Below are 20,838 nucleotides of genomic sequence, written 5' to 3'. Positions count from 1 at the left end.
GCCGGCTCGCTAGCGTCGGTGGTGTGGGTGAGCAGGAGGCCACCGCCAGACCGGACGCCGCGGACCGCCTCTTCGAGGCGATCAACGCCCATGACCAGGACGCGGTGACACGCTGCTACACCGCGGAGGCGGTGCTCGTGACCCCCGAGATCGTCGCCGAGGGCCGGGAGCAGATCGCCTCCTATTACGTCCATACGTGGGAGGGGTTCCCCGACGTGACGCTGGCCGTCATGGGGAAGGCGGTGTGCGGCGATCTCATCGTGGTCGAGGCGCTCTCCGCGGCCACCCACGGCGGGCCCTACCTGGCCCTCGGCGGCGACGTGCTCCAGGCGACGGGCCGGCGGGTCAGAGTCCGCTCCTGCTGGCTCTTCACCGTCGAGCACGACCTCATCGCCTCCCAGCGCCTCTACTACGACCAGTTGCAGACGTTCACCCAGCTCGGGCTCACCCTGTGCGACAGCGGCGAGCCGCTCCCCTAGCCCACCGGCCCGCTCTCCCCGCCGGCCCGCAGCAGCCGCTCCCCCACCTCGCGCAGATGGCGACGCAGCTCCGAGGGCGGCTCGGGGGTCTCGCCGAGGGTGAAGTCGGCGCCGAGCGCGACCAGGTCGAGCGCGATCCGCTCCGGCGAGTCCGCACCGAGGTGGACCACGCACGTGTGCTCGTCCACGGCCTCGATCCTGCGGGGCAGAATCGACGGCGCCCGGGCGCGCACCTCCTCCGCGGACGCCCGCACCGTGGCCCGCGCCCTGTAGCGGTACGGCGTCCGCGCCACCGCCCGGGAGAGGTACGCCCGCACGTCGGGCGCGGGCGGCTCACGCGGCGTGAACCGCCACCCCGTGGAGCGGAGGTCGGCGATCCGGTCCACCCGGAAGGTCCGCCAGTCCTCCCGGTCCGGATCGTAGGCCAGCAGGTACCACAGGCCGTGCCCGCTGACCACGCTGTACGGCTCGACCCGGCGCCGGCTGACGGCCCCCTCCCGGCTGCGGTGCTCGAACGCCAACAGCTCCCGGTCGCGGCAGGCGGAGGCGATGGCCGCGAGCACCATCGGATCCACCCGCGGCAGGCCGGCCCGGGCCACGGGGCTGATGGCCTCGGCCAAGGCGGCGACCCGGCCGCCGAGCCGTACCGGGAGGACCTGCCGCAGCTTGGCCAGCGCCCGCACCGACGACTCGGCGATGCCGGACACCGTGCCGTCCGCGGCGGTCAGCAGCCCGACGGCGATCGCCACCGCCTCGTCGTCGTCCAGCAGCAGCGGCGGCAGGTCGCGGCCGGAGACCAGCCGGTAGCCGCCCGCCGTCCCGGTCGTGCCCTCCACCTGGTAGCCCAGCTCGCGCAGCCGTCCCACGTCGCGCCGGACGGTCCGGTCGCTGACCCCGAGCCGTTCGGCCAGCTCCGGGCCCGGCCATTCGCGCCTGCTCGGCAGCAGGGAGAGCAGGCGCAGCAGCCGGGCGGGCAGGTCGTTGCTCATTTCTTGAATCTGCCACACCTTGCGGACACGCCCTGTCCTGAAGGGGTCCTAGCGTCGGCGCATCCTGAGCGACCGACGAGAGGACGACGAGATGATCCACGTGAACGGCCCGGTGCTCCGCCCCGAAGACGCCGGTTACGACGAGGAGCGGACCGGGTTCCAACTGGCCGGGCGGCACCGGCCCCAGATGATCGTGCGGGCGGCCGGTCCGGAGGACGTGCGGGCCGCGGTGGCGCACGCCGCCGCCGCGAACCTGCCGGTCGCCGTGCAGGCCACGGGGCACGGCGTCGCCGTACCTGCCGAGGAGGGCGTGCTGATCAGCACCCGCGCCATGACCGGCGTACGGGTGGACCCCGCGGCGCGGACCGCCTGGCTGGAGGCGGGCGTGCGCTGGGGGCAGGTGATCGAGGCGGCGGCCCGCCACGGCCTCGCCCCGCTGTCGGGCAGCTCGCCGCACGTCGGCGCGGTCGGCTACACCCTCGGCGGCGGCCTGGGTCTGCTGGCCCGCCGGTACGGCTACGCCGCCGACCACGTGCGGGCGGTCGAGCTGGTCACCGCCGACGCCCGCCGGATCCGGCTCACCCCCGACGACGAGCTGTTCCCCGCGTTGCTGGGCGGGGGCGGCAACTTCGGCGTGGTGACCGGCATGGAGATCGGGCTCGTTCCCGTCACCCGCCTGTACGGCGGCGGCCTGCACTTCCCCGCCACGGCCGACGTCCTGGAGGCGTGGCGCGACTGGACCGCCACCGTGCCGGACGAGCTGACCTCCAGCATCGCCCTGGTCCTCATGCCCGACCTGCCCGCGCTGCCCGAGCCGCTGCGCGGGCGGCACATCGCCATCGTCCGGATCGCCTACATCGGCGACGCGTCGGTCGGGGAACGGCTCGTCGCGCCGCTGCGGACGGCCGGCCCGGTGCTCGTGGACACGCTGCGCGAGCTGCCGTACACCGAGTCGGAGTCGATCAGCAACGACCCGCCGTTCGCGCACGCCTACAGCGGCGAGAGCGCCATGCTCGGCCGTCTGGACGCGGCCACCGCGTTCGACCTGGCCGGGCCGGGCGCGGCCGTCCCGTGCGTGCTGCAGGTGCGCCACCTGGGCGGCGCGCTGGCCAAGCCCTCATCCGCCGTCATCGGGCACCGGGACGCCGAGTACGTGCTGCACGTGCTCTCCGCCCTCGACGGCCACGACCCGGCGGCCGTCAAGGACACGCACCGGCGCCTGATCGGCGCGCTCGGCGGATCGGCCACGTTCCTGAACTTCCACTACGGCCCGGCCACCGCGGAGCAGGTGCGCGCCGCCTACGACGCCGACGCCTGGCATCGCCTCACCCGGCTGAAGGCCGCCCACGACCCGGACAACATGTTCCGCTTCAACCACAACATCGCGCCGGCCCGCTGACCTACCGGGGCCGGTACACGTACGGCGTGGTGGTGGTCAACGGCACGAACCCGAGCCGCAGCAGGATCGGCCGGCTCTGGTCGGACGCGTCCACCTGGAGGTAGCGACAGCCGCGCTCGGCCGCGAGCCGGGCGCGGAAGGCGACCAGCGCCCGGTAGAGGCCGCGCCCGCGCCACTCCGGGACGGTGCCGCCGCCCCAGAGACCGGCGAAGTCCGTGCCGGACGAGATCTCCATGCGCGCCGCGCTGACCGGCACGTCTCCGGCCATGGCGACGACGGCGGCGGCCGTCTCCGGCGCGTCGGCGAGCCGGGCGAGGAAGCCGGCCACGATCTCGGGGCGGTCCACGCCGAAGGCCGACCGGTGGACGTCGGCCATCAGCTCCGCCGAGGCGGCGTCGGTGACCGGCAGCAGGTGAATGCCTTCCGGGAGCTCGACGGCGGTCGGCACGTCGGCGACCTCGGCCACCATCACGGTCTCCTCCGGCTCGGGCGCGAACCCGGCCGCGCGCAGCCGCCCGGGAAGGTCGGCCGGCCGGTCGTGCGTGTACAGCTTCCACTCGAACTCGCGCCCGGCGGCGGTGAAGCGGCGCACCTGGGCGGCGATCGCGGCGTCGGCGCCGGCCTCGTCCAGGTCCGACCACAGCACGCCGTTCCAGTCGTCGCCGGAGCCGACCTGCCGGACCACCCCGTCGGCCCGCTCGATCCGCGCTCCGGTGTTGTCGGCCCGGGCGTCCCGTCTCATCTGCTGGTCGAACAGCGCCAGCACCATGTCCTGATTCACCCGCACACCCCAGCAGCCGCGCCCCGCGTCCGGCAACCGGATTTCCCGGGGATCGGACGCCTCCCGATACCGTCGAGAAAAAGACGACAGAGGGTGTCGGGTATCCGCGACATCATCGCCGCACCGGTCGCGCACGCCGCGTGACCGGACACAGAAGGAAGCGCGGAATTGAAGCGCGGAGGGAAGGACGGACACACATGTCAGGACCACTGGCCGGCAAGGTCGCCCTGGTCGCGGGGGCGACGCGGGGCGCGGGACGGGGGATCGCGGTCGAGCTCGGGGCGGCCGGGGCCACCGTCTACGTGACCGGCCGCAGCACCCGGGAGCGGCGCTCGGAGTACGACCGCCCCGAGACCATCGAGGACACCGCCGACCTGGTCACCGCCGCCGGCGGCCGGGGCGTCGCCGTACCCGTCGACCACCTGGTCCCGGACGAGGTCCGGGCGCTGGTGGAGCGGATCGACGCCGAGCAGGGACGGCTGGACGTCCTGGTCAACGACATCTGGGGCGGCGAGCTGCTGTTCGAGTGGGAGGCCCCGGTGTGGGAGCACGATCTCGACAAGGGGCTGCGGCTGCTCCGGCTCGCCGTCGACACCCACGCGATCACCAGCCACCACGCGTTGCCGCTGCTGCTGCGCCGACCCGGCGGCCTGGTGGTGGAGGTGACCGACGGCACCGCCGAATACAACCGGGACACCTACCGGGTCTCGTTCTTCTACGACATCGCCAAGGCCGCCGTGCTGCGCATGGGGTTCGCACTCGGGCACGAGCTGGGCCCGCGCGGCGCGACCGCCGTGACGCTCACCCCGGGGTGGATGCGTTCGGAGATCATGCTCGACCACTTCGGCGTCACCGAGGAGAACTGGCGGGACGCGCTCGAACGGGTGCCGCACTTCTGCATCTCCGAGACGCCGCAGTACGTGGGACGCGCCGTCGCGGCGCTGGCCGCCGACCCGGACGTCGCCCGCTGGAACGGGCAGTCGCTCTCCAGCGGCGGGCTGGCCCAGGTGTACGGCTTCACCGACCTCGACGGCAGCCGCCCGGACGCGTGGCGGTACATCGTGGAGGTCCAGGACGCCGGCAAGCCCGCCGACGCGACCGCCTACCGCTGACAGAGCGGCGCGGCCCGCGCACGGCGGTCACGTCCCGTAGAGGTCGGCCGTGCGGCGGGCCGCCCCGGCGATCCGCTCACGCAGCTCGGGCGGGTCGAGCACCTCGGCGTCCGGCCCGAGCCGCAGGAGCTGGTCGTAGGCGACCTCCTGCGACTCCACCGGCAGCCGGACCGTGACCAGGCCATGTTCGTCCGGCTCGCCCGCCGCGGCGAGCGCCTGCGCCGCCGCGACGGGCTCCAGCACCCGGGGCAGGCGCGCCACGCCCAGCCGGCTGAGCCGTACGGTGACGTGCTCGCGCAGCAGCGACCGGGCGAACTCCGCGGATTTCTCCTCCCAGAAGGCGGCGAGGTCGAAGTCCGCGGCGCGGACGAAGCGCTCCTCGCCCGCCTCCGCGGCCTCGAAGCGGTCCACCCGGTAGGTGCGGAGCCGCCCGTCGTCCGCGCGGGCGACGAGATACCAGTGCCCGGCCTTCAGGACGAGCCCGTACGGTTCCACCGTGCGCTCGTGGACCGCGCCGCCGCGCGCGTACCGCGCCCGCAGGACGCGGTCCTCCCACACCGCGCGCGCGACGGCGCCGAGGAGCGCGGGCGGGCGCGCGGCCTTGAACCACGCGGGCGCGTCCAGATGGAACCGCTGGACGACGGTGCCGGGGGCGTCGCCGAGCGTTGCGGCCACCTTCAACCGCGCGGCGAGCGCCCGCCCGGCCAGCCCCATCTCGTGCAGCGGACCGGGCAGCCCGGCCAGGAGCAGCACCTCCGCCTCGGCCCGCTCCAGCCCGGTCAGCCGGGTCCGGTAGCCGTCCACCAGGCGGTATCCCCCGGCCCGCCCGCGCTCGGCGTACACCGGCACGCCCGCCTCGGTCAGCGCGGCGACGTCACGCTGCACGGTGCGCTCGGACACCTCCAGCTCCGCCGCCAGCTCGGCGGCCGTCATCGCGCGCCGCGTCTGCAGCAACAGCAGCAGGGACAGGACCCGAGCGGCTCGCACCCCTTACTCCTCGCGCCCGGCGCCCGACGGGGACGGCGCGGGCGCCCCGGCCCGGCCCACCGCCGCCGCGGCCCGGCGCGACTCGGCGACCGTGCCCGCCGCTCCGCGGACGAAGTTACCCGCCACCTCGACGTTCCCCTCCGGATTCACGCCCGGCCTCGGGGGCGAGCGTCTCCCTGTCGTTCACCGTCCATCTTCGCGCGAAAACACATCGCCAAAGCCCACACGCCGTCCCCCCGCCCGGACGGCACGCCGCGGCCGGACCGCGACGGTGTCCGCGCGTACAGCCGGAGACGACTAGCCTGGCCCATCTCGGGGCAGCCGAGCCTTCGGGCGAGGCGGAACAGGAGTGGCGTGCTGCGGTGGGTGATCATCGTGATGGCGGGGGCGCTTGCCCTGCTTCTCGGGGGGCACGGGCTCCTGCCGGATCTGAACGGGTTCACGCCCGTGCTGGAGAGCCTCCTCCCCTGGCTGGGCCTTGGCGTCCCCATCCTGCTGGTCGGCGCGCTCGTCAGCCGTTCCGGCAAGGCGGCCCTGGCCGTCCTGCTGCTCCCGGCACTGGTGTGGACCGTCATGTTCGGCCCCGACCTGCTGCGCTCCGCGCCCGGCGGCCCGAGCGACCTGACGGTCGCCACGCTCAACGTCGGCGTGGTCAACAACAGCTCGGGGCGAGCCGTACGCGCGGTGGCCAAGGGCCGCGACCTGTTCGCCGCGCAGGAGCTGACCCCGGGCGGGCCGGCGGCCAAGGAGCTCGACCAGCTCTTCCCGTACAAGGTGCAGGTCAGCACCATCGGACTGTGGAGCAAGCACCCGATCGTCGAGCAGCGCCGGGTGGACATCGGCCTGGCGTGGACCCGCGCGCTGCGCGCGGTGGTCAAGACGCCCAAGGGCAAGGTGACCGTCTACGTCATGCACCTGGCCTCGGCGCGCCCCGGGGCGACGGCCACGCGTGACGACACCCTCGACCACGCCCGCCGCCTCATCGACGGCGACCCGAGCGAGCACCTGCTGCTCCTCGGCGACCTCAACACCGCCACCACCGACCGCAAGCGCTCCGACCTGGTGCCCCCGCTGCTCGACGCCCAGCAGGAGGCGGGCGCCGGCTTCGGGTTCACCTGGCCGTCGTCGTTCCCGATCACCCGGCCCGACCACATCCTCTACCGCGGCCTCACCGCGACCAGCGCGGGCGTCGAGGAGGCCGTCGGCAGCGACCACCGCGCGGCCGTCGCCACCCTGCGCCTGAACTGACGCCGCTGACGGGGCTCAGACGCGGTGCAGGTGGGCGAGGGTCTGCCGCAGCTCGGCCTCCAGCACCGCGCCGGCCGCGTCGGCGTCGCCGCGCGTGACGGCGTCCACCAGGGCGGCGTGGGCCGCGTCGCCGTGATCGGGGTCGTCCTCGCGCAGGCCGAGCAACCGCACCAGTTCGACGAGCCCCTGCCGCAGCGCGGGGACGAACTCCGCGAACAGGTCCACGAGCACGGGGTTGCCCGCCGCGGCGACGACGGCGGCGTGCACCGCGATGTCGGCGTCGACGAAGGCCGCGTCGTCCCCGCTCCCGGCGGCGCGGCGCGCGTCGAGCGCGGCGGCCAGCGCCGCGACGTCGGCGTCGGTGCGGCGGACCGCGGCGAGGCGGGCGGCCTGCACCTCGACCATCATGCGCACCTCGTAGACGTCGCCGATCGCGGAGCGGCGCAGCCGGGCGGACCAGTCCTCGGCGGGCTCGGTCGCGATGACGAAGACGCCCGCCCCCTGGCGCGCCTGGACGAGTCCGGCCCCGGCGAGTGCCCGCAGCGCCTCCCGGACCGTGGACCGGCCGACGCCGAGCGTCTTGGCCAGGGCGTTCTCCCCCGGGAGCCGGGCGCCGACCGGCCAGTGCCCGCCGGTGATCTGCTCGCGCAGGTGCTGGGTGGCCTGTTCGACCAGCGGGCTGGGGCGCAGCGTCCCGAGCGCCATCCGTTTTCACCTCTCAGGTTGTCTGAGGACCTGTGATGTGGTTAGTGTACTCGCCATGACGCTGCGCGGTCTCCTTCTCGGCTGCCGCGGCGGGGCCTGACGCGACCGGCACCCCGCCGCGGTGCCCACTCGTGCCGGTCGACGTACCGACCCCGCCACCGGCAAGGAGACAGATCCGCGATGACCGATTCCCCCACCAGCAGCTCCACCGCCACCCGGGCGTTCCCCACGCTGCGCACACCGGACGGCCCCGTCCCCGCCGACGCCCCGGCCTGGAACCCGCAGCGTGCCAGCGCGATGCCGTACCACCGCTACCGGCCGGCGCACGAACGCGTCCACGTCGCGCTGGGAGACGACCGCCGCTGGCCGTCCCGGCGCCTCGACCGGGCCCCGCTGTGGGTGCCGGTCGACCTGCGCGACGGCAACCAGGCGCTGGCCGAGCCGATGGACCCCGCACGCAAGCGGCGGATGTTCGACCTGATGCTCGCCATGGGCTTCAAGGAGATCGAGGTCGGCTACCCGTCGGCCAGCCGCACGGACTTCGACTTCGTCCGGCTCCTGGCCGAGTCGGACGCCGTACCCACGGACGTGACCGTCGTGGTCTTCACCGCCGCCCGCGCGGATCTGATCGAGCGGACCTTCGCCTCCATCGAGGGCCTGCCGCGCGTGGTCGTCCACCTGTACACCGCGACCGCCCCCACCTGGCGCGAGGTCGTCCTCGGCCACGACCGCGCCGACCTGCGCGACCTCATCCACGGGGCCGCCGAGCGGATGGCGCGGCTCGCCGACGCCCGCCCCGGGCCGCCGGTGCGGTTCGAGTTCTCCCCGGAGGTCTTCAACCTCACCGAGCCGGACTACATCCTGGAGGTCTGCAACGGCCTGACCGCCCTGTGGGACGCCTCCCCCGACCGGCCGGTGATCCACAACCTGCCCGCCACCGTCGAGATCGCCACCCCGAACGTCTACGCCGACCAGATCGAGTACATGCACCGCCACCTGGATCGACGTGAGTCGGTGATCCTCTCGATCCACCCGCACAACGACCGCGGCACGGGCGTCGCCTGCGCCGAGCTCGCCCTGCTCGCCGGGGCCCAGCGCGTCGAGGGCTGCCTGTTCGGGAACGGCGAGCGCACCGGCAACGTCGACCTGGTCACCCTCGCCCTCAACCTCCACTCCCAGGGGGTGGACCCGATGCTCGACTTCGGCGACATCGACGAGATCAGGCGGACCGTCGAGCACTGCAACCGCCTCCCGGTTCCCGACCGGCACCCGTACGCGGGCGACCTGGTCTACACCGCCTTCTCCGGCACCCACCAGGACGCCATCAAGAAGGGCCTGGCCCACCACGAACGGCGCGCCGCCGACCTGGGCGTCCCCGCCGCGCGGGCCCCCTGGGAGGTGCCGTACCTGCCGATCGACCCGGCCGACGTGGGCCGCGACTACCAGGCGGTCATCCGGGTCAACAGCCAGTCGGGCAAGGGCGGCATCGCGTACCTGCTGCAGACCCACCACGGGCTGGACCTGCCGCGCCGCCTGCAGATCGACTTCTCCGCGGTGGTGCAGCGCGCGACCGACGACGGCGGCCACGAGGTCACCGCCAAGGACCTGTGGGAACTCTTCCACGCCGCCTATCTCGCCCCGGGCGAGGACGGCCCGCTGACACTCGCCGCCTGGGCCACGGCCGAGACCGCTCCGGGCCGGCACGAGTTCACCGGCACCCTGGTCGCCGACGGGCGCGAGAGCGAGCTGCGCGGCGTGGGCAACGGCCCCCTGTCCGCCCTCGCCGACGCGCTCGCGTCCGCCGGCGTCGCGATCGACATCCTCCAGTACGCCGAGCACGCGACGGGGACGGGACCGGACAGCCCGGCCGTCGCGTACGTGGAGTGCCGGGCCGGCGGCGTCACACGCTGGGGAGCGGGACGGGACACCTCCGTCCTGACCGCGTCGGTACGGGCGGTGCTGGCCGCCGTCAACCGCGCCCGCTGAACCGGGCGGCCGCGCCCCGCCCTGTCGTCGACGACGCTCTCACCAGGTGACGCAGGGAGCGTCGGTACCGGTCAACGTATCCGGCGGAACGGGCGCCCGCGCGAGGCGTCGAGCACTGGTCACTGGTCGCGCTGGTGGTGGCGCAGGACCCGGGCGAGCAGCCCGGCGAGCTGGTCCCGCTCCTCGGTGGAAAGGGGGGCGAGCAGCACGTCCTGCACCTCCGCCAGCACGTCGTCGAGCCGCCGGAGCTGCCGCACCCCGGCCGCGGTGATCGTGATGATGTTCCTGCGCCGGTCGCTGGGATCGGGGGCGCGTTCGAGCAGCCTCCGATCCGCCAGCTCGTTGATCATCGAGACCATGTCGCTGCGGTCGACGCCGCAGCGACGGCCGAGCGCCGCCTGGCTGGCCGGGCCGAACTCCTCCAACGCCGCGAGCAGCCGGTAATGGTAGGCGCGCGCCTCCGCCGCGGAGAGCCCCTCGGAGACCATGCGATGGGCATGGGTCGCGGTCTGGGTTATCAGCCAGCTCGGCGTGTTCATCAGCCGTGAGGGGGCGGCTGCGTCGGCCGTCTCGTCCACCATCCGGGGAGTCTAGCGGCGGCTCTCTCCCTCTCTCGTCAGGCGGCCCCCGCTCACGGGGTCCTGCGTCCATATGCGGCTGCGCAGGTCCATGCCGCGGATGACCTGGACGCGGAAGGGGACGAGGCGCAGGATGTGCAGCTTGGGATCGGCGGGCGACCGCCAGAAGTCGCCCAGGTCATAGCCGGCCCCCCGCGGGCTGGTGGCACGGTAGAGATCCCACACGTGCCGCCGGACGTCCCGGTCGTCCGCCCACTCCGCGACGGCGTCGACGGCGACCGAGTTGTTGCCGGGCCTCCAGTAGGAGAACGAGGTGTGCGGGTTGCCCGCCAGGTGGGCCGCCTTGACCGGTGTCCGGTAGGTGGCCAGCCAGCCGAGCGGCCGGCCGTCCACGGTTTCCCAGACGGGGATGAGCACCCGGGTGCGCGGCCGGTTCCGGGCGTCCACGGTGACCATGGTGGCGTACACGGTGGCCCCGATGAAGGCGTTGAACTCGGCCTCGATCTCGGCGAACGACGTGACGGTGCGACGCATCGGTCGGGTCCCTTCTTCAGATAGAGGTGATCAGGCGGAGGGCTTCCGGCGAGGTGTCAGGCCGGGCGCTTTCTCAGGCCGGACGCGCTGACCGCGGCGGCCAGAGCGGCGGCGACGATCGGCACGGCGAGCGCGGCGCGATACGCGTCCAGCGGGTCCCCCGCGTCCGCCACGGCCACGATCACCGCGGTGCTTGCGGCCAGCCCGAGCGCGGCGCCGAACTGGAAGGAGGTGTACAGCAGCCCGCCGGCCAGCCCCTGCTCGCTCTCGTCGACGCCGTCGGTCGCGACGATGGTCAGCGGGCCGTACGCGAGGGCGAACGCCAACCCCAGGATGATCATGGTGGGGAACATGGCGAGGTAGACGGTGTCCGTGCCGATGGGCAGGAACAGCACGTACGACAGCACGGCGAGCAGCAGCCCGGCCAGGATGACCTTCGGATTGCCGAAGCGGTCGACCAGCCGCGGGGTCAGGGTCGGTGCGAGGACGGCGTCCGCGCCGATCGCGAGCATCGCCAGGCTGGTCTGCAGCGAGGTCCAGCCACGCAGTTCCTGCAGGTACAGCACGGCGATGAACTGGAAGCCGAAGAAGGCTCCGGAGAACAGCAGCCCCGCCAGGTTGGCGCGCACCAGCGGCGCGGAGCGGAAGATGCCCAGCCGCACCAGCGGCGCGGCGGAGCGGCGTTCGGTCACGAGGAAGACCGCGACCAGGGCCAGTCCGGCGGTGAGCGTGCCGACGGTCCCTCCGGCGCCCATGTGGGACGCGCGTTCGACGCCGAGCACCAGCAGCATGATGGCGCCGGTGATGGTGACCGCTCCCATCACGTCCACGCGCCGGTCCTGGGAACGTTTGGACCGAGGAGCACCAGCAGGAGATCTCCACCGCCCGCACCGCGTACGACGAGCGGGCGGCCGAGGAGGAGCGGCTGCTCCAGGCCCCGGCCGCCCTGCCCAGCTGACATCGACGCCACCCGGTCTCCCAACGGGTGAACCGATGGACCGGCGGGGTATGACTCGTTAAGCTCCAGGGTATGACCAAGAAGATCACAATCTCGCTGCCGGACGATCTGGCCGCGGAAGCGCAGGCGTCCGGCAACGCCTCCGCGTACATCGCGGACGCGCTGCGCCAGCGCCGCCGCGTCGAGCAGGATCTCGCGATCATGGACGACCTGTGGGGCGCCGGCTGGCAGGACGGCATCACCGACGAGGAGCGCGCCCGCGCGGCCCGCCTCCTCGCCGGAGACTCCGAGGCCGACGCGGCGTGAGCGACGCGATCCCCCCGGCCGGGCACGTCTCCGGCCACGTTCTCGACCTCGACGCCCTCGTCCACCTGATCGAGGGCAAAAGCATGTACGGCAGGGAGGTCGTACGGCAGTCCTCGACCTACGGCGTCACCCTGCTCATCCCGCCGCTCGCCGTCCAGGTCCTCTCCCTCGGCCCCGCCGCTCCCCGGCTGGAGCGCTTCCTGCGCATGTCGATGGTCGTGGTCGGTGCGCTCTCCCCCGACGACGCGGCGGCCGCCACCTCGGTCGCGACCACGATCCGCGCCAACCTGCACCGCCACCGTCCGGGATCCGGCGAGGAAGGGCTGTCCGAGGTCCTCGTGGCCGCGCACGCCGCCGTCTACGCGACCCGGCGCCAATGGCGGATCCTCACCACGACCCCCTTCCTCTACGACGGGCTGGACGTGCGGCTGGAGATCCTGCCCTGACCTACCCGGGGGCCGCGCTCCGTCGGCGGCCCCCCGCCGGGGCCTTCGCGCGCGGTCGACGCGGCGTTCGCCCAGGTCGCCGTTCGCCGCGGTTCCGCGCCGGACGTCGACCGTCAGCCTGCGACCAGGTCCATACGGAGGAACTCGGTGATGCGGAGCAGCCTCGGCGGGCGTGCCACTTCGTCGGGGAGGGCCTGGAACGCCTCGTCTTCCCCGATGAGGCGTGGGGCGGCGAGTTCCACCTCCCTCCCGTCGACCCGTAGCCGTGCACCGCCGGACGCCAGGACGTTCCGCACCCAGTCCGAGCGCGATCCATACACCAGAACGAACAGGTAGCCGCCGTCGACAGGGTGCGCGTCGAGCGGCGTGCGGTACGTCGCGCCGGAAACGCGACCGACGTGAATCAGCACCGGCCACCTCCCGCCCGCGATCGCGCGAGGGTTGAACACCCTCTTGTTCACGTGCCCCCACCACTTCGGCATCGGCATCGGGATCTCCTTCTCTCGCCCCGGCGGGGCGCGTCGCAGGTCAGACGTTCGCCGAGCCCCCGACAGATGCCAACCCTGGAGGACTTACACCCGTAAGGCGGCTTACGGGCGTAAGGTTGCCTTACGCTTGTAAGCCTGTCAACCCGCCCAAGCCCCGGAGCCGTCGTGTCACCACCACAACCGCTCAGCAGAGGTCGCGTGCTGGAAGCCGCGATCCGAGTCGCGGATCGCGGCGGCGTGGAGGCGATCACGATGCGACGCGTGGCGCAGGAACTGGGCGTGGAGGCGATGTCGCTCTACCACCACGTGCCGAACAAGGACGCGATCCTCGACGGCGTGGTGGACATGGTGTTCGCAGCGATCGAGCTACCCGGCGCCGAGTGCGACGATTGGCGCGACGCCATCCGTGCGCGCGCTTCCTCCGCGCGCGCGGTCCTGTCGCGGCACAGCTGGGCTCTCGGCCTCATGGACTCCCGCCGCAACCCGGGGCCGGCGACACTACGCCACCACAACGCCGTCCTGGGTGTCCTCCGGGAGGCGGGGTTCACGCTGCCGATGGCCGCGCACGCCGTCTCGCTCATCGACAGCTACATCGGCGGGTTCGTCCTCCAAGAGGCGAGCCTGCCGGTGACGACCCCGGACGATGTCGAGGCAGTGGCCGACGGCATCCTCGGGCACCTGCCGACGGGCGAGCTGCCGTACCTCAGGGAGATGATCGTCGACCACGCCCTGCAGCCGGGCTACGACCACACGAGCGAGTTCGGCTACGGCCTGGACCTGATTCTGGACGCGCTCGAAGCTCGCCGGAGGCAGAGCCCCGACGCCGCCCCGTGAACCGCTACGTGGCGAGCGAGGACGCGTTCGGGAGAAGATCCCCGAGTCCGGCATACTGGCGCGACCCGATCTTTCGTGATCTTTCCTCCTGAAGGACCCGTATGAACGCGAGCGCGAGCTGGGTGCCGGCCCGCTCCCTCCGCCCGATCCGCGGCCTCGCCGCCTCGACCGTGACCCTGATCGCGCTGTCGGCTCTCGCGTCCGCCTGCCTGTCGACGGCCCACCTGATCACCGGGGAACCCCCGGCCGCGCGGACCGTCCACGTCGCCGGCCTGTACGCGCTGGTCCAGGCCCCGGCCGGGATCGCCTTCGTCTGCTGGCTCCTGCGTGCCCGCGCCAACGCGTACGCGATCTCGCCGGAGGCCTTCCACCGGTACGCCGCGCTCTTCATGGTGGCGGGCTGGCTGCTGCCCGTCGTCCAGCTCTTCGTCCCGAAGGGGATCGTCGACGACATCTGGGCCGCCTCGCAGCCGGCCGAGGGACCGCGCGGCTTCCTCGGTGACCTGCGCGACGCCCGCCGCCCGGCGCTCGTGTGGGCGTGGTGGCTCGCCTACCTGGCGATGAACGCGGCGTGGGCGGCGGCCGTCCGGACCGTTCCCGGTACCGCATCGCCCGCCGTATCGCCCGCCGTCCTGGTCTCCGCCGCCCTTGCCGCGCACGCCGCGCTGTCGCTGCTCGCGGGAGCGCTCGCCGTCGGCGTCGTCACGCGGATCACGGCGTTCCAGGGACGCGCTCACGGCCGCCGGCCCCAGCCCGCCGGCTGACCACCCACCCACGTACGGCCGGCATTGTCCGTCAGACCTCTATGTCGAGGTGTTCCCCGTCGGCGTCTGGCCGTGATGGCGCAACCCGAGGCTGGAGGACGCCTCGCTTCCCGGCATCGGTCTCCTGCCGACCCGAACCCCGACGCGGTCGCTGAAGCGTCTGCGAGAGGGCAGCCCTTGAGACCTCACAGGACCGGCCCGGGCACATGATCCTGTGAAAATTCACATGACGGCCCGTGCAGAGATCGGCTAGGGATACCCCATGCCGATTCGTGTGCGCCTTGACGACCTGTCCCGGGAGACCTGGGAGGAGGTGGCCGACCTGACGGTGGCCGACGACCAGCGCGACCTCATCGCGTCCAACCTGTACTCGATCGCGGAGAGTCACTTCTTGCCGGGCTTCGTGACCCGTGCGGTGACGCACGATGAGCGCGCTGTGGGCTTCGCGATGTACGGCCCCGATCCCGACGACGGTCAGATGTGGCTCTACCGCTTGATGATCGACAAGGATCACCAGGGAAAGGGCCTGGGCCGAGCCGCTCTCCAGCAGGTAATCGCCCATGTGCGGGACGAGTTCGACGCGCCGGTGCTGCGGCTGGGCGTACGCACGGACAACGTCGCGGCCAAGGCCCTCTACACCTCCGCCGGGTTCGTCCCCACTGGGCAGGTCTTCGGCGATGAGGACATCCTGGAGCTCCGTCTCTCCGCCACCGACTGAGCCGCCCCCGATCTTCCTGACCGCTCGGCGCCGCCGCCTCCGGCCCGTCCTCCTCGGCTCGGTCGGCCCCCACGGCGGTGTGACCGCCGCGCCGGCCATGGCCCCGGCCATCCCGGGCGGCAGCGTCGGTAGGGGTGCCACGGGCTGAGGACGACCTCCCCCACTTCCTCGGCGAACCCGTCCCATCAGGGGGCGTGTCGCGGCGCCCGTTCAGCTCCAGCCTGCCCCGGGCAACGCCGCCGTGCCCGCCGGGGATCCGGCCGGCCCCTCCCGGGCGTGTGGAGGTCAGCCGAACCAGCCGGGGACGTCGAGGCGGAAAACGTCGTGCGGCGTGACGCGCCGCAGGTCGGCCTCCAGGGCGCGCAGCCGGTCCTCCCCCAGCGTCGCGGCCCAGCCCGCCCGCAGCTCGTCGAAGATCCGCGCGGACAGCGCCAGGGCGTCCAGGCCGTGCGGAGTCAGCCGTACGATCTTACGTCGCGTGTCGCGCGGGTCGCGGGCGCGCTCGACGTAGCGGAGGCGTTCCAGCGTCTCGACGGTCTTGCCGGCGGCCTGTTTGGAGACTCCGAGGGCGCGGCCGAGCTCGACGGCGGTGGTGCCGTCCACGCCGATCGCCCGCATGACGAACCCGTGTCATCCGTGGGGGTCTCGGCCGCCGACGCGTGCGACCTCGCGCCCAAGGGCGCCGAGCGGCTCGTGCCGCCCTGGATCGCCTGACCGCCCGTTCCCCATTCGCGAGTCCGAAGCCCCGCGATCGGCCCCGGGCGAGGCCACCGGACGCGCGGGAGGGACGACACCCTAGCCCCGCCCCTCCCGCGCGTCCCCGAGCAGGTGGGCGACGACGTCCGCCGCGCCGTACCTCTCGGGCAGGTCGCCGAGGAAGTCCAGATCCTGGCCGAGCGTGAGCAGGGGCGGTTCCGCGTAGCCGTCCGGCCGGTGCTGCCCGAGACCGATGGCGGCGACCAGGCCGTTGCACAGGCACCGACGCCCCTGGGTCTCCTCCGGCCGCCCTCCCTTGCGCAGGTAGGCGTCCACCGGCTCGGCCGGGCAGCGGAAGCCCACCCCGCCGTCGGGGCGCACGTACGGAGTGCGAAGGTGGCCGAGGTCGCACAGCCGGGCCCGCCGCTCGTAGACCTCCGGCTCGGCCAGGGTCTCCTCCAGCCCGGCGACCTTGAACGGGAACCCGGCCGGCGAGGCGTGCGGGTCGTTGCGCACCCGCAGTGCGCCCGCCCCGGCCCGCTCCAGCAGCCGCCGCCGCTGCTTGTCGTCCAGCCCCGACTCCCGGCACAGCGCGAACGCCGTCCCCACCTGGACGCCCTCCGCGCCCGTGGCCCGCGCCCGCGCCAGCCCGTCCCGGCTCGCGTACCCTCCGGCCAGCCAGAACGGCAGGCCCAGCGCGGCCACCTTTCCCAGGTTCACCTCGTCGCGCGGGCCGTACACCGGCTGCTCGCTCTCGTCCAGCCGCATCCGCCCGCGCGGCGGCGCACTGTGCCCGCCCGCCACCGGCGTCTCCACCACGAACCCGTCCGGCCGGGTCTCCGGCGTACGCGCGAGATAGCCGGCGAGCACGTCGGAGGAGACGATCGCCAGCAGGCGCGGCCGCTTCAGCGGCTCGGGCGCACGCCCGAGCAGCGCGACCGGGTCGACGCCGACCGTGTGCCGCTCCCCCGACTCCGCTCCCACCACCGTGACCGAGACCTCGGCCGGCAGGTGCGCGGCGAGCCGGTCGAGCAGCCGCGGAATCTGCGACGGGATGCCCGCCCCCATCAGCACGTAGTCGACGCCCGCGAGCATCGCCCCGTACGCCGCCGCCGGCGTCGCCATCTGGATCTTCTCCAGATAGTTGATCCCGATCAGGCCGCCGTCCCGCCGGGCCAGGAACACCTCGGCGAAGTTGGCGACCACGGCCAGCTCGTCGCGCGCCCGGTTCGGGCGCAGACCGAGCCGGGGCACCGGCCGGTACGGCACGCCGGGCCCGATCCCGTCGCGCACGTAGTACCTGGCCAGGATCCGCTCGCTGATCGCGGGAACCGGGAACGCGGCCAGCGCCGCGCGCAGGTGCCCTCCCGGGTCGCCCTGCTGGAGCCGCCGGGCCAGCGTGACGTCGAGCGCCACCCCGGACACCACGCCGAGCTGTCCGGTCCGGGCGACGGCCCGCGCCAGCCGCCACCCGGACACGCCTACTCCCATTCCTCCCTGGATGAGCGTGGGCAGCCCACCCCCGGACACGGCCGGCGCGGACGGTACCGGGCCGCGAACCGGCCGCTCGGCGATGGTCAAGGGGAGAACCTCCTGCTCGGTGGCGTGCCGGACCCGTGCGCGGTCCGGGCACGTCAGTGGGTGCGGGACGAGTCAACCGGCCCCTGGCGATCTTCCTGTAGTGACCAAAGTCCCGAGAGGCGGGGCCCGCCGTCACATCGAGGCCGCGCCGTCACTCCGAATCGCACGGTTTATCACTCTCCGTGACGGAGCATCCCTGATGTGACCAGAGGGAACGGGGAGTGGGGCCATGGCGGGGATCGACGGGCCGGTGAGCGACGCCCTCGTGCGGCTGGGCCGCTACCTCCACCCCGGGACCGTCTCCGCCGACCTGCGCAGCCTCCACCAGGTGGGCAGGCGCCAGGGCGACGTCTTCTATCGCGACCGCTGGAGCCATGACAAGGTCGTGCGCTCCACGCACGGGGTGAACTGCACGGGCTCCTGCTCCTGGAAGGTGTTCGTCAAGGACGGGATCATCACCTGGGAGACACAGCAGACGGACTACCCGAGCGTCGGCCCGGATCGTCCCGAGTACGAGCCGCGAGGGTGCCCGCGGGGCGCCGCGTTCTCCTAGTACACCTACTCGCCGACCCGGGTGCGCTTCCCGTATGCCCGGGGCGCGCTGGTCCAGATGTACCGGGAGGCGCGAGCCCGGCTGGGTGACGTCGCCGAGGACTCGCCCTACGCCCACGTCGTCGCCGCCGTCCTGGCCACCCTCCCCCCACCCGGCCCGCGCGAGCGCGCCGCCGCGCTGCGGCTGGCCGCCGAAGGGCCGCCGGCCGAGGACGTCGGCCTCGACCCGTGCTCGGTGACGGGAGGACCGCTCATCCCGCCGTCACCGCGTGTGGCGGGAGATCCGCGATGACCACCGCGGCCGTCCTCCTGTGGGGCGCCGTCCCGTACGTGGCGCTCGCCTCGTTCATCATCGGCAGCACCTGGCGCTACCGCTACGACAAGTTCGGCTGGACCACCCGCTCCTCCGAGCTCTACGAGCGGCGGTTGCTGCGCGTCGCCAGCCCGCTGTTCCTCTTCGGGATACTGATCGTCCTGATCGGCCACATCGTCGGGCTGCTCATCCCGCAGAGCTGGACCGCCGCGATCGGCCTGTCCGAGAACGCCTACCACTTCCTGGCCGTGGCGCTCGGCACCGTCGCCGGCGCCTGCACCCTGATCGGCATCGCGCTCCTGATCTACCGCCGCCGCACGGTCGGCCCGGTCTTCCTCGCCACCACCCGCAACGACAAGCTCATGTACGTCGTGCTCACGCTGACCATCCTGCTCGGGCTGACCGCCACGGTGGACGCGAACGAGGAGCTGTCCGGCGCGGCGGGCCTGGCCGGCTACCGTACGCTCGGCGCGTCCTTCGACGGCCCGGTCGTGTGCGTCGCCACCTCCGGCGGCTTCAAGGACGCCGGCGTCGGCGCGGACGACGCGGACGAGACGGTGACCGTGGACGGCTCCTGGGAGAGCGCCCGACCCTACCTCGGCGTCCCGGACGCCTGACCCTCCGCGTCCGGGCCCGGGGCGGCGTGCAGGTTCTCCAGCATCCGGCGCAGCATCCCGGCGAGCCCGCGCACCTCCTCCTCGGAGAACCCCGCGAGGAGCCGGACGCTGGCCCGCCCGAACACGGGCGCCAGGCGCGGCACGAGCGCCCGGCCCTCCTCGGTCAGCTCCACGACGATCGAGCGGCGGTCGCCTGGGTTCCGCCGCCGCCCAACCAGCCCCTTGGCCTCGAGGCGGTCGAGCAGCCGCGTCATGCCGGCGGTGTCGGTGCCCAGGTGGGACGCGAGCCGGTTGGGGCTGCTCTCCCCGCGTGCCGCCCGCATCAGGAGCGCCGCCTGCTGGGAGGTGACCCCGTAGGGGGCGAGCATCCCCTCCACCGCCGTGCGCAGGTCGCGCCCCACCTGGTTGATGAGCGAGCCGCCGCCGAGCACGAGCTCGACGGGCACGCCGCCGGGTGATCGATCCTCCATGCCGCAACAATAGCTGTTCCGCCATTTACTGTCACGACAGTGAAATGCTACGGTGAGCGCCCCATCGAAAGGACCCCCATATGCGCGTTGTGATCGTCGGCGGCGGGCTCGGCGGGCTCTGCCTCGCCCAGGGCCTGGCCAAATCCGGCGTCAGCGTCGCCGTCTACGAACGCGACCCCTCACCGCATGCCCGCGACCAGGGCTGGCGCATCACCCTGAAGGAGGACGGCAGCCGCGCCCTGCGCGAATGCCTCCCCGCCCCGCTCTTCGACCTCTGCGTGGCCACCGCCATCCGCCCCGCCACCCAGATGGCGTTCCTCGACCACCGGCTCACGCCCGCGTTCACCAAACCCATCCCCGCACCGCCCGCCGACACCGTCTTCGGGGTCAACCGGCTGACCCTGCGAGAGATCCTCCTCACCGGCCTCGACGTGCGCTTCGGCGCGACCTTCGCCCGCTACAGCCACACCCCGGACGGGCGGGTCCGCGCCCGCTTCGCCGACGGGACCACCGCGCACGCCGACCTGCTCGTCGGGGCGGACGGCACCGGATCCGCCGTGCGCCGCCTCCTGGTCCCCGGCTCCGACTTCGACGAGATCGGCGGCTTCGTCTACGGACGGACCCCGATCACGCCGGGCCTGCTGCGCGAGACGCCCGAGATCCTGATCGACAGCTTCAACCGCCTCACCGCCCCCGGCGGCGCCGCGATGTCCCTCGCCACCTGCCGCCCCCTGCGCGCCCCCTCCGAGGCCGCCGCCGCGTACGCGCCGGACGCCCGGCTCACCGACGTCCCCGGCTACTTCGCCTGGACGGTCGCCGGAGACGAAGGGCGGCCGCCCGGCGGCGACGGCTTCCACCGCTCCGACGGCCCGACCCTGCACCGCCTGGCCCTGGATGCGATCCACGGGTTCCACCCCGCGGCCCGCAGGATCGTCCAGAAGGCCGACGCCGCGGCCACGTTCCCGGTGCGGCTGCGCTCGGCCCGGCCCGTCCGCCACTGGGAGACTACGAACGTGACGCTGCTCGGCGACGCGATCCACACGATGTCGCCCGGCCGGGGCGAGGGCGCCAACGTCGCGCTCAGGGACGCCGCGCTGCTGTGCCGGGCCGTCACCGCGGCCGCCGCCGGCGCCCCACTGACCGAGGTGATCCGGCGCTACGAGGCCGACATGCTCGCCTACGGCTTCGCCGCCGTCCGGGCCTCCCTCGCCCAGCCGTTCGCCCCACGCGCCGCACGCCACTAGGAACTGCTGCGCGCGGCCCAGATGGCGCCTCGCTGCGTTGTCGTCGACCCAGC

General features: G+C 73.5%; 25 protein-coding genes and 1 pseudogene. 13 read left to right on the top strand and 13 right to left on the bottom strand.

Features of this window, described 5'->3' with window-relative positions; translation table 11 throughout:
• Positions 1-23: 23 nt before the first annotated feature.
• Entirely contained in the window at positions 24-479 is a 456-nt protein-coding gene (locus tag AWQ68_RS15215) for a nuclear transport factor 2 family protein (RefSeq protein ID WP_066940814.1), read from the top strand.
• Here the strand turns inward: AWQ68_RS15215 and AWQ68_RS15210 are convergent.
• Positions 476-1,468: a helix-turn-helix transcriptional regulator gene (locus AWQ68_RS15210; protein ID WP_066940812.1), complete on the bottom strand. Its 993-nt coding sequence runs from the start codon at positions 1,466-1,468 to the stop codon at positions 476-478. The genes AWQ68_RS15215 and AWQ68_RS15210 overlap by 4 nt on opposite strands.
• Before the next feature lie 91 nt (positions 1,469-1,559).
• On the opposite strand from AWQ68_RS15210, the gene AWQ68_RS15205 reads away from it, so the two are divergent.
• Positions 1,560-2,867: an FAD-binding oxidoreductase gene (locus AWQ68_RS15205; RefSeq protein WP_066940810.1), complete on the top strand. Its 1,308-nt coding sequence runs from the start codon at positions 1,560-1,562 to the stop codon at positions 2,865-2,867.
• A 1-nt stretch (position 2,868) separates the two neighbouring features.
• Here AWQ68_RS15205 and AWQ68_RS15200 read toward each other — a convergent pair whose 3' ends face one another.
• The gene (locus AWQ68_RS15200) at positions 2,869-3,648 is read right to left on the bottom strand and encodes a GNAT family N-acetyltransferase (RefSeq protein WP_066940923.1); all 780 of its coding nucleotides are present in this window, start codon (positions 3,646-3,648) and stop codon (positions 2,869-2,871) included.
• Between the two features lie 197 nt (positions 3,649-3,845).
• Between AWQ68_RS15200 and AWQ68_RS15195 the strand changes: the two genes are divergently transcribed.
• On the top strand, positions 3,846-4,760 hold the full coding sequence (locus AWQ68_RS15195; RefSeq protein ID WP_066940808.1) for an SDR family oxidoreductase: 915 nt from the start codon (positions 3,846-3,848) through the stop codon (positions 4,758-4,760).
• A gap of 27 nt (positions 4,761-4,787) precedes the next feature.
• Here the strand turns inward: AWQ68_RS15195 and AWQ68_RS15190 are convergent, their stop codons facing one another.
• Entirely contained in the window at positions 4,788-5,747 is a 960-nt protein-coding gene (locus AWQ68_RS15190; RefSeq protein ID WP_066940807.1) for a helix-turn-helix transcriptional regulator, read from the bottom strand.
• Positions 5,748-5,750: 3 nt separating this feature from the next.
• Complete coding sequence (locus AWQ68_RS42480) at positions 5,751-5,897, bottom strand: hypothetical protein (RefSeq protein ID WP_157545325.1); 147 nt, start codon at positions 5,895-5,897, stop codon at positions 5,751-5,753.
• A gap of 204 nt (positions 5,898-6,101) precedes the next feature.
• Here AWQ68_RS42480 and AWQ68_RS15185 point away from each other — a divergent pair, with 204 nt between their 5' ends.
• Positions 6,102-6,995 (top strand): endonuclease/exonuclease/phosphatase family protein, encoded by an 894-nt coding sequence (locus AWQ68_RS15185; RefSeq protein WP_084464010.1) that lies wholly within the window; start codon positions 6,102-6,104, stop codon positions 6,993-6,995.
• A 15-nt stretch (positions 6,996-7,010) separates the two neighbouring features.
• On the opposite strand, the gene AWQ68_RS15180 is transcribed toward AWQ68_RS15185, so the two are convergent.
• A complete protein-coding gene (locus AWQ68_RS15180; RefSeq protein WP_066940805.1) occupies positions 7,011-7,700 on the bottom strand; it encodes a FadR/GntR family transcriptional regulator in 690 nt (229 codons plus the stop codon).
• Between the two features lie 297 nt (positions 7,701-7,997).
• Between AWQ68_RS15180 and leuA the strand changes: the two genes are divergently transcribed.
• Entirely contained in the window at positions 7,998-9,686 is a 1,689-nt protein-coding gene (gene leuA / locus AWQ68_RS15175) for a 2-isopropylmalate synthase (protein WP_218006889.1), read from the top strand.
• A gap of 119 nt (positions 9,687-9,805) precedes the next feature.
• Here the strand turns inward: leuA and AWQ68_RS15170 are convergent, their stop codons facing one another.
• Genes AWQ68_RS15170 through AWQ68_RS42475 form a run of 4 tightly spaced genes read right to left on the bottom strand, consistent with a single transcriptional unit; the run spans position 9,806 to position 11,759 of the window.
• Positions 9,806-10,267 (bottom strand): MarR family winged helix-turn-helix transcriptional regulator, encoded by a 462-nt coding sequence (locus tag AWQ68_RS15170; RefSeq protein ID WP_066940802.1) that lies wholly within the window; start codon positions 10,265-10,267, stop codon positions 9,806-9,808.
• Between the two features lie 9 nt (positions 10,268-10,276).
• Entirely contained in the window at positions 10,277-10,798 is a 522-nt protein-coding gene (locus tag AWQ68_RS15165) for a pyridoxamine 5'-phosphate oxidase family protein (RefSeq protein ID WP_066940800.1), read from the bottom strand.
• A gap of 56 nt (positions 10,799-10,854) precedes the next feature.
• A complete protein-coding gene (locus AWQ68_RS15160; RefSeq protein WP_084464027.1) occupies positions 10,855-11,619 on the bottom strand; it encodes an MFS transporter in 765 nt (254 codons plus the stop codon).
• On the bottom strand, positions 11,619-11,759 hold the full coding sequence (locus tag AWQ68_RS42475) for a hypothetical protein (RefSeq protein WP_157545323.1): 141 nt from the start codon (positions 11,757-11,759) through the stop codon (positions 11,619-11,621). The genes AWQ68_RS15160 and AWQ68_RS42475 overlap by 1 nt, the downstream gene beginning before the upstream one ends.
• Positions 11,760-11,828: 69 nt before the next feature.
• On the opposite strand from AWQ68_RS42475, the gene AWQ68_RS15155 reads away from it, so the two are divergent.
• Together AWQ68_RS15155 and AWQ68_RS15150 are read left to right on the top strand one after the other, a co-directional pair.
• Complete coding sequence (locus tag AWQ68_RS15155; protein ID WP_066940798.1) at positions 11,829-12,062, top strand: hypothetical protein; 234 nt, start codon at positions 11,829-11,831, stop codon at positions 12,060-12,062.
• Positions 12,059-12,508, top strand: coding sequence for a hypothetical protein (locus tag AWQ68_RS15150; protein WP_066940797.1), 450 nt, complete (start codon positions 12,059-12,061; stop codon positions 12,506-12,508). Before AWQ68_RS15155 ends, AWQ68_RS15150 begins: the two co-directional genes overlap by 4 nt.
• A 113-nt stretch (positions 12,509-12,621) precedes the next feature.
• Here AWQ68_RS15150 and AWQ68_RS15145 read toward each other — a convergent pair whose 3' ends face one another.
• A complete protein-coding gene (locus AWQ68_RS15145) occupies positions 12,622-12,996 on the bottom strand; it encodes a nitroreductase family deazaflavin-dependent oxidoreductase (RefSeq protein ID WP_066940795.1) in 375 nt (124 codons plus the stop codon).
• Positions 12,997-13,161: 165 nt separating this feature from the next.
• Between AWQ68_RS15145 and AWQ68_RS15140 the strand changes: the two genes are divergently transcribed.
• From AWQ68_RS15140 to AWQ68_RS15130, 3 genes are all read left to right on the top strand, one after another.
• Positions 13,162-13,830, top strand: coding sequence for a TetR/AcrR family transcriptional regulator (locus tag AWQ68_RS15140; protein WP_066940794.1), 669 nt, complete (start codon positions 13,162-13,164; stop codon positions 13,828-13,830).
• A gap of 101 nt (positions 13,831-13,931) precedes the next feature.
• Positions 13,932-14,594 (top strand): DUF4328 domain-containing protein, encoded by a 663-nt coding sequence (locus tag AWQ68_RS15135; RefSeq protein ID WP_066940793.1) that lies wholly within the window; start codon positions 13,932-13,934, stop codon positions 14,592-14,594.
• A gap of 262 nt (positions 14,595-14,856) precedes the next feature.
• On the top strand, positions 14,857-15,312 hold the full coding sequence (locus AWQ68_RS15130; protein ID WP_084464008.1) for a GNAT family N-acetyltransferase: 456 nt from the start codon (positions 14,857-14,859) through the stop codon (positions 15,310-15,312).
• Positions 15,313-15,597: 285 nt separating this feature from the next.
• Here the strand turns inward: AWQ68_RS15130 and AWQ68_RS15125 are convergent, their stop codons facing one another.
• Both AWQ68_RS15125 and AWQ68_RS15120 read right to left on the bottom strand, forming a co-directional pair.
• Positions 15,598-15,930, bottom strand: coding sequence for a MarR family winged helix-turn-helix transcriptional regulator (locus tag AWQ68_RS15125; protein ID WP_084464007.1), 333 nt, complete (start codon positions 15,928-15,930; stop codon positions 15,598-15,600).
• A 177-nt stretch (positions 15,931-16,107) separates the two neighbouring features.
• On the bottom strand, positions 16,108-17,499 hold the full coding sequence (locus tag AWQ68_RS15120) for a nitronate monooxygenase (RefSeq protein WP_066940918.1): 1,392 nt from the start codon (positions 17,497-17,499) through the stop codon (positions 16,108-16,110).
• Positions 17,500-17,818: 319 nt separating this feature from the next.
• On the opposite strand from AWQ68_RS15120, the pseudogene AWQ68_RS15115 reads away from it, so the two are divergent.
• Both AWQ68_RS15115 and narI read left to right on the top strand, forming a co-directional pair.
• Positions 17,819-18,232 (top strand): annotated as a pseudogene (locus AWQ68_RS15115) (nitrate reductase subunit alpha); the annotation flags it as partial.
• Positions 18,233-18,429: 197 nt separating this feature from the next.
• Positions 18,430-19,071: a respiratory nitrate reductase subunit gamma gene (gene narI / locus AWQ68_RS15105; RefSeq protein WP_084464006.1), complete on the top strand. Its 642-nt coding sequence runs from the start codon at positions 18,430-18,432 to the stop codon at positions 19,069-19,071.
• Here the strand turns inward: narI and AWQ68_RS15100 are convergent.
• Positions 19,047-19,541, bottom strand: coding sequence for a MarR family winged helix-turn-helix transcriptional regulator (locus tag AWQ68_RS15100; protein WP_066940789.1), 495 nt, complete (start codon positions 19,539-19,541; stop codon positions 19,047-19,049). The two genes, narI and AWQ68_RS15100, sit on opposite strands and share 25 nt — an antisense overlap.
• A gap of 80 nt (positions 19,542-19,621) precedes the next feature.
• Here AWQ68_RS15100 and AWQ68_RS15095 point away from each other — a divergent pair, with 80 nt between their 5' ends.
• Entirely contained in the window at positions 19,622-20,785 is a 1,164-nt protein-coding gene (locus AWQ68_RS15095; RefSeq protein ID WP_066940788.1) for an FAD-dependent oxidoreductase, read from the top strand.
• Positions 20,786-20,838 lie beyond the last annotated feature (53 nt).

Source organism: Microtetraspora fusca (assembly GCF_001570365.1).
Lineage (GTDB): Bacteria > Actinomycetota > Actinomycetes > Streptosporangiales > Streptosporangiaceae > Microtetraspora > Microtetraspora fusca.
This window is presented reverse-complemented; position numbering and strand designations above follow the sequence as displayed.

Excerpts from the sequence above, each read along its gene's own strand:
- AWQ68_RS15210 (WP_066940812.1), bottom strand. The coding sequence starts at position 1,468 with ATGAGCAACGACCTGCCCGCCCGGCTGCTGCGCCTGCTCTCCCTGCTG.
- AWQ68_RS15205 (WP_066940810.1), top strand. The coding sequence starts at position 1,560 with ATGATCCACGTGAACGGCCCGGTGCTCCGCCCCGAAGACGCCGGTTAC.
- AWQ68_RS15195 (WP_066940808.1), top strand. The coding sequence starts at position 3,846 with ATGTCAGGACCACTGGCCGGCAAGGTCGCCCTGGTCGCGGGGGCGACG.
- AWQ68_RS15180 (WP_066940805.1), bottom strand. The coding sequence starts at position 7,700 with ATGGCGCTCGGGACGCTGCGCCCCAGCCCGCTGGTCGAACAGGCCACC.
- leuA (WP_218006889.1), top strand. The coding sequence starts at position 7,998 with ATGCCGTACCACCGCTACCGGCCGGCGCACGAACGCGTCCACGTCGCG.
- AWQ68_RS15170 (WP_066940802.1), bottom strand. The coding sequence starts at position 10,267 with ATGGTGGACGAGACGGCCGACGCAGCCGCCCCCTCACGGCTGATGAAC.
- AWQ68_RS15165 (WP_066940800.1), bottom strand. The coding sequence starts at position 10,798 with ATGCGTCGCACCGTCACGTCGTTCGCCGAGATCGAGGCCGAGTTCAAC.
- AWQ68_RS15160 (WP_084464027.1), bottom strand. The coding sequence starts at position 11,619 with ATGGGAGCGGTCACCATCACCGGCGCCATCATGCTGCTGGTGCTCGGC.
- AWQ68_RS42475 (WP_157545323.1), bottom strand. The coding sequence starts at position 11,759 with ATGTCAGCTGGGCAGGGCGGCCGGGGCCTGGAGCAGCCGCTCCTCCTC.
- AWQ68_RS15155 (WP_066940798.1), top strand. The coding sequence starts at position 11,829 with ATGACCAAGAAGATCACAATCTCGCTGCCGGACGATCTGGCCGCGGAA.
- AWQ68_RS15145 (WP_066940795.1), bottom strand. The coding sequence starts at position 12,996 with ATGCCGATGCCGAAGTGGTGGGGGCACGTGAACAAGAGGGTGTTCAAC.
- AWQ68_RS15135 (WP_066940793.1), top strand. The coding sequence starts at position 13,932 with ATGAACGCGAGCGCGAGCTGGGTGCCGGCCCGCTCCCTCCGCCCGATC.
- AWQ68_RS15130 (WP_084464008.1), top strand. The coding sequence starts at position 14,857 with ATGCCGATTCGTGTGCGCCTTGACGACCTGTCCCGGGAGACCTGGGAG.
- AWQ68_RS15125 (WP_084464007.1), bottom strand. The coding sequence starts at position 15,930 with ATGCGGGCGATCGGCGTGGACGGCACCACCGCCGTCGAGCTCGGCCGC.
- AWQ68_RS15120 (WP_066940918.1), bottom strand. The coding sequence starts at position 17,499 with ATGGGAGTAGGCGTGTCCGGGTGGCGGCTGGCGCGGGCCGTCGCCCGG.
- narI (WP_084464006.1), top strand. The coding sequence starts at position 18,430 with ATGACCACCGCGGCCGTCCTCCTGTGGGGCGCCGTCCCGTACGTGGCG.
- AWQ68_RS15100 (WP_066940789.1), bottom strand. The coding sequence starts at position 19,541 with ATGGAGGATCGATCACCCGGCGGCGTGCCCGTCGAGCTCGTGCTCGGC.
- AWQ68_RS15095 (WP_066940788.1), top strand. The coding sequence starts at position 19,622 with ATGCGCGTTGTGATCGTCGGCGGCGGGCTCGGCGGGCTCTGCCTCGCC.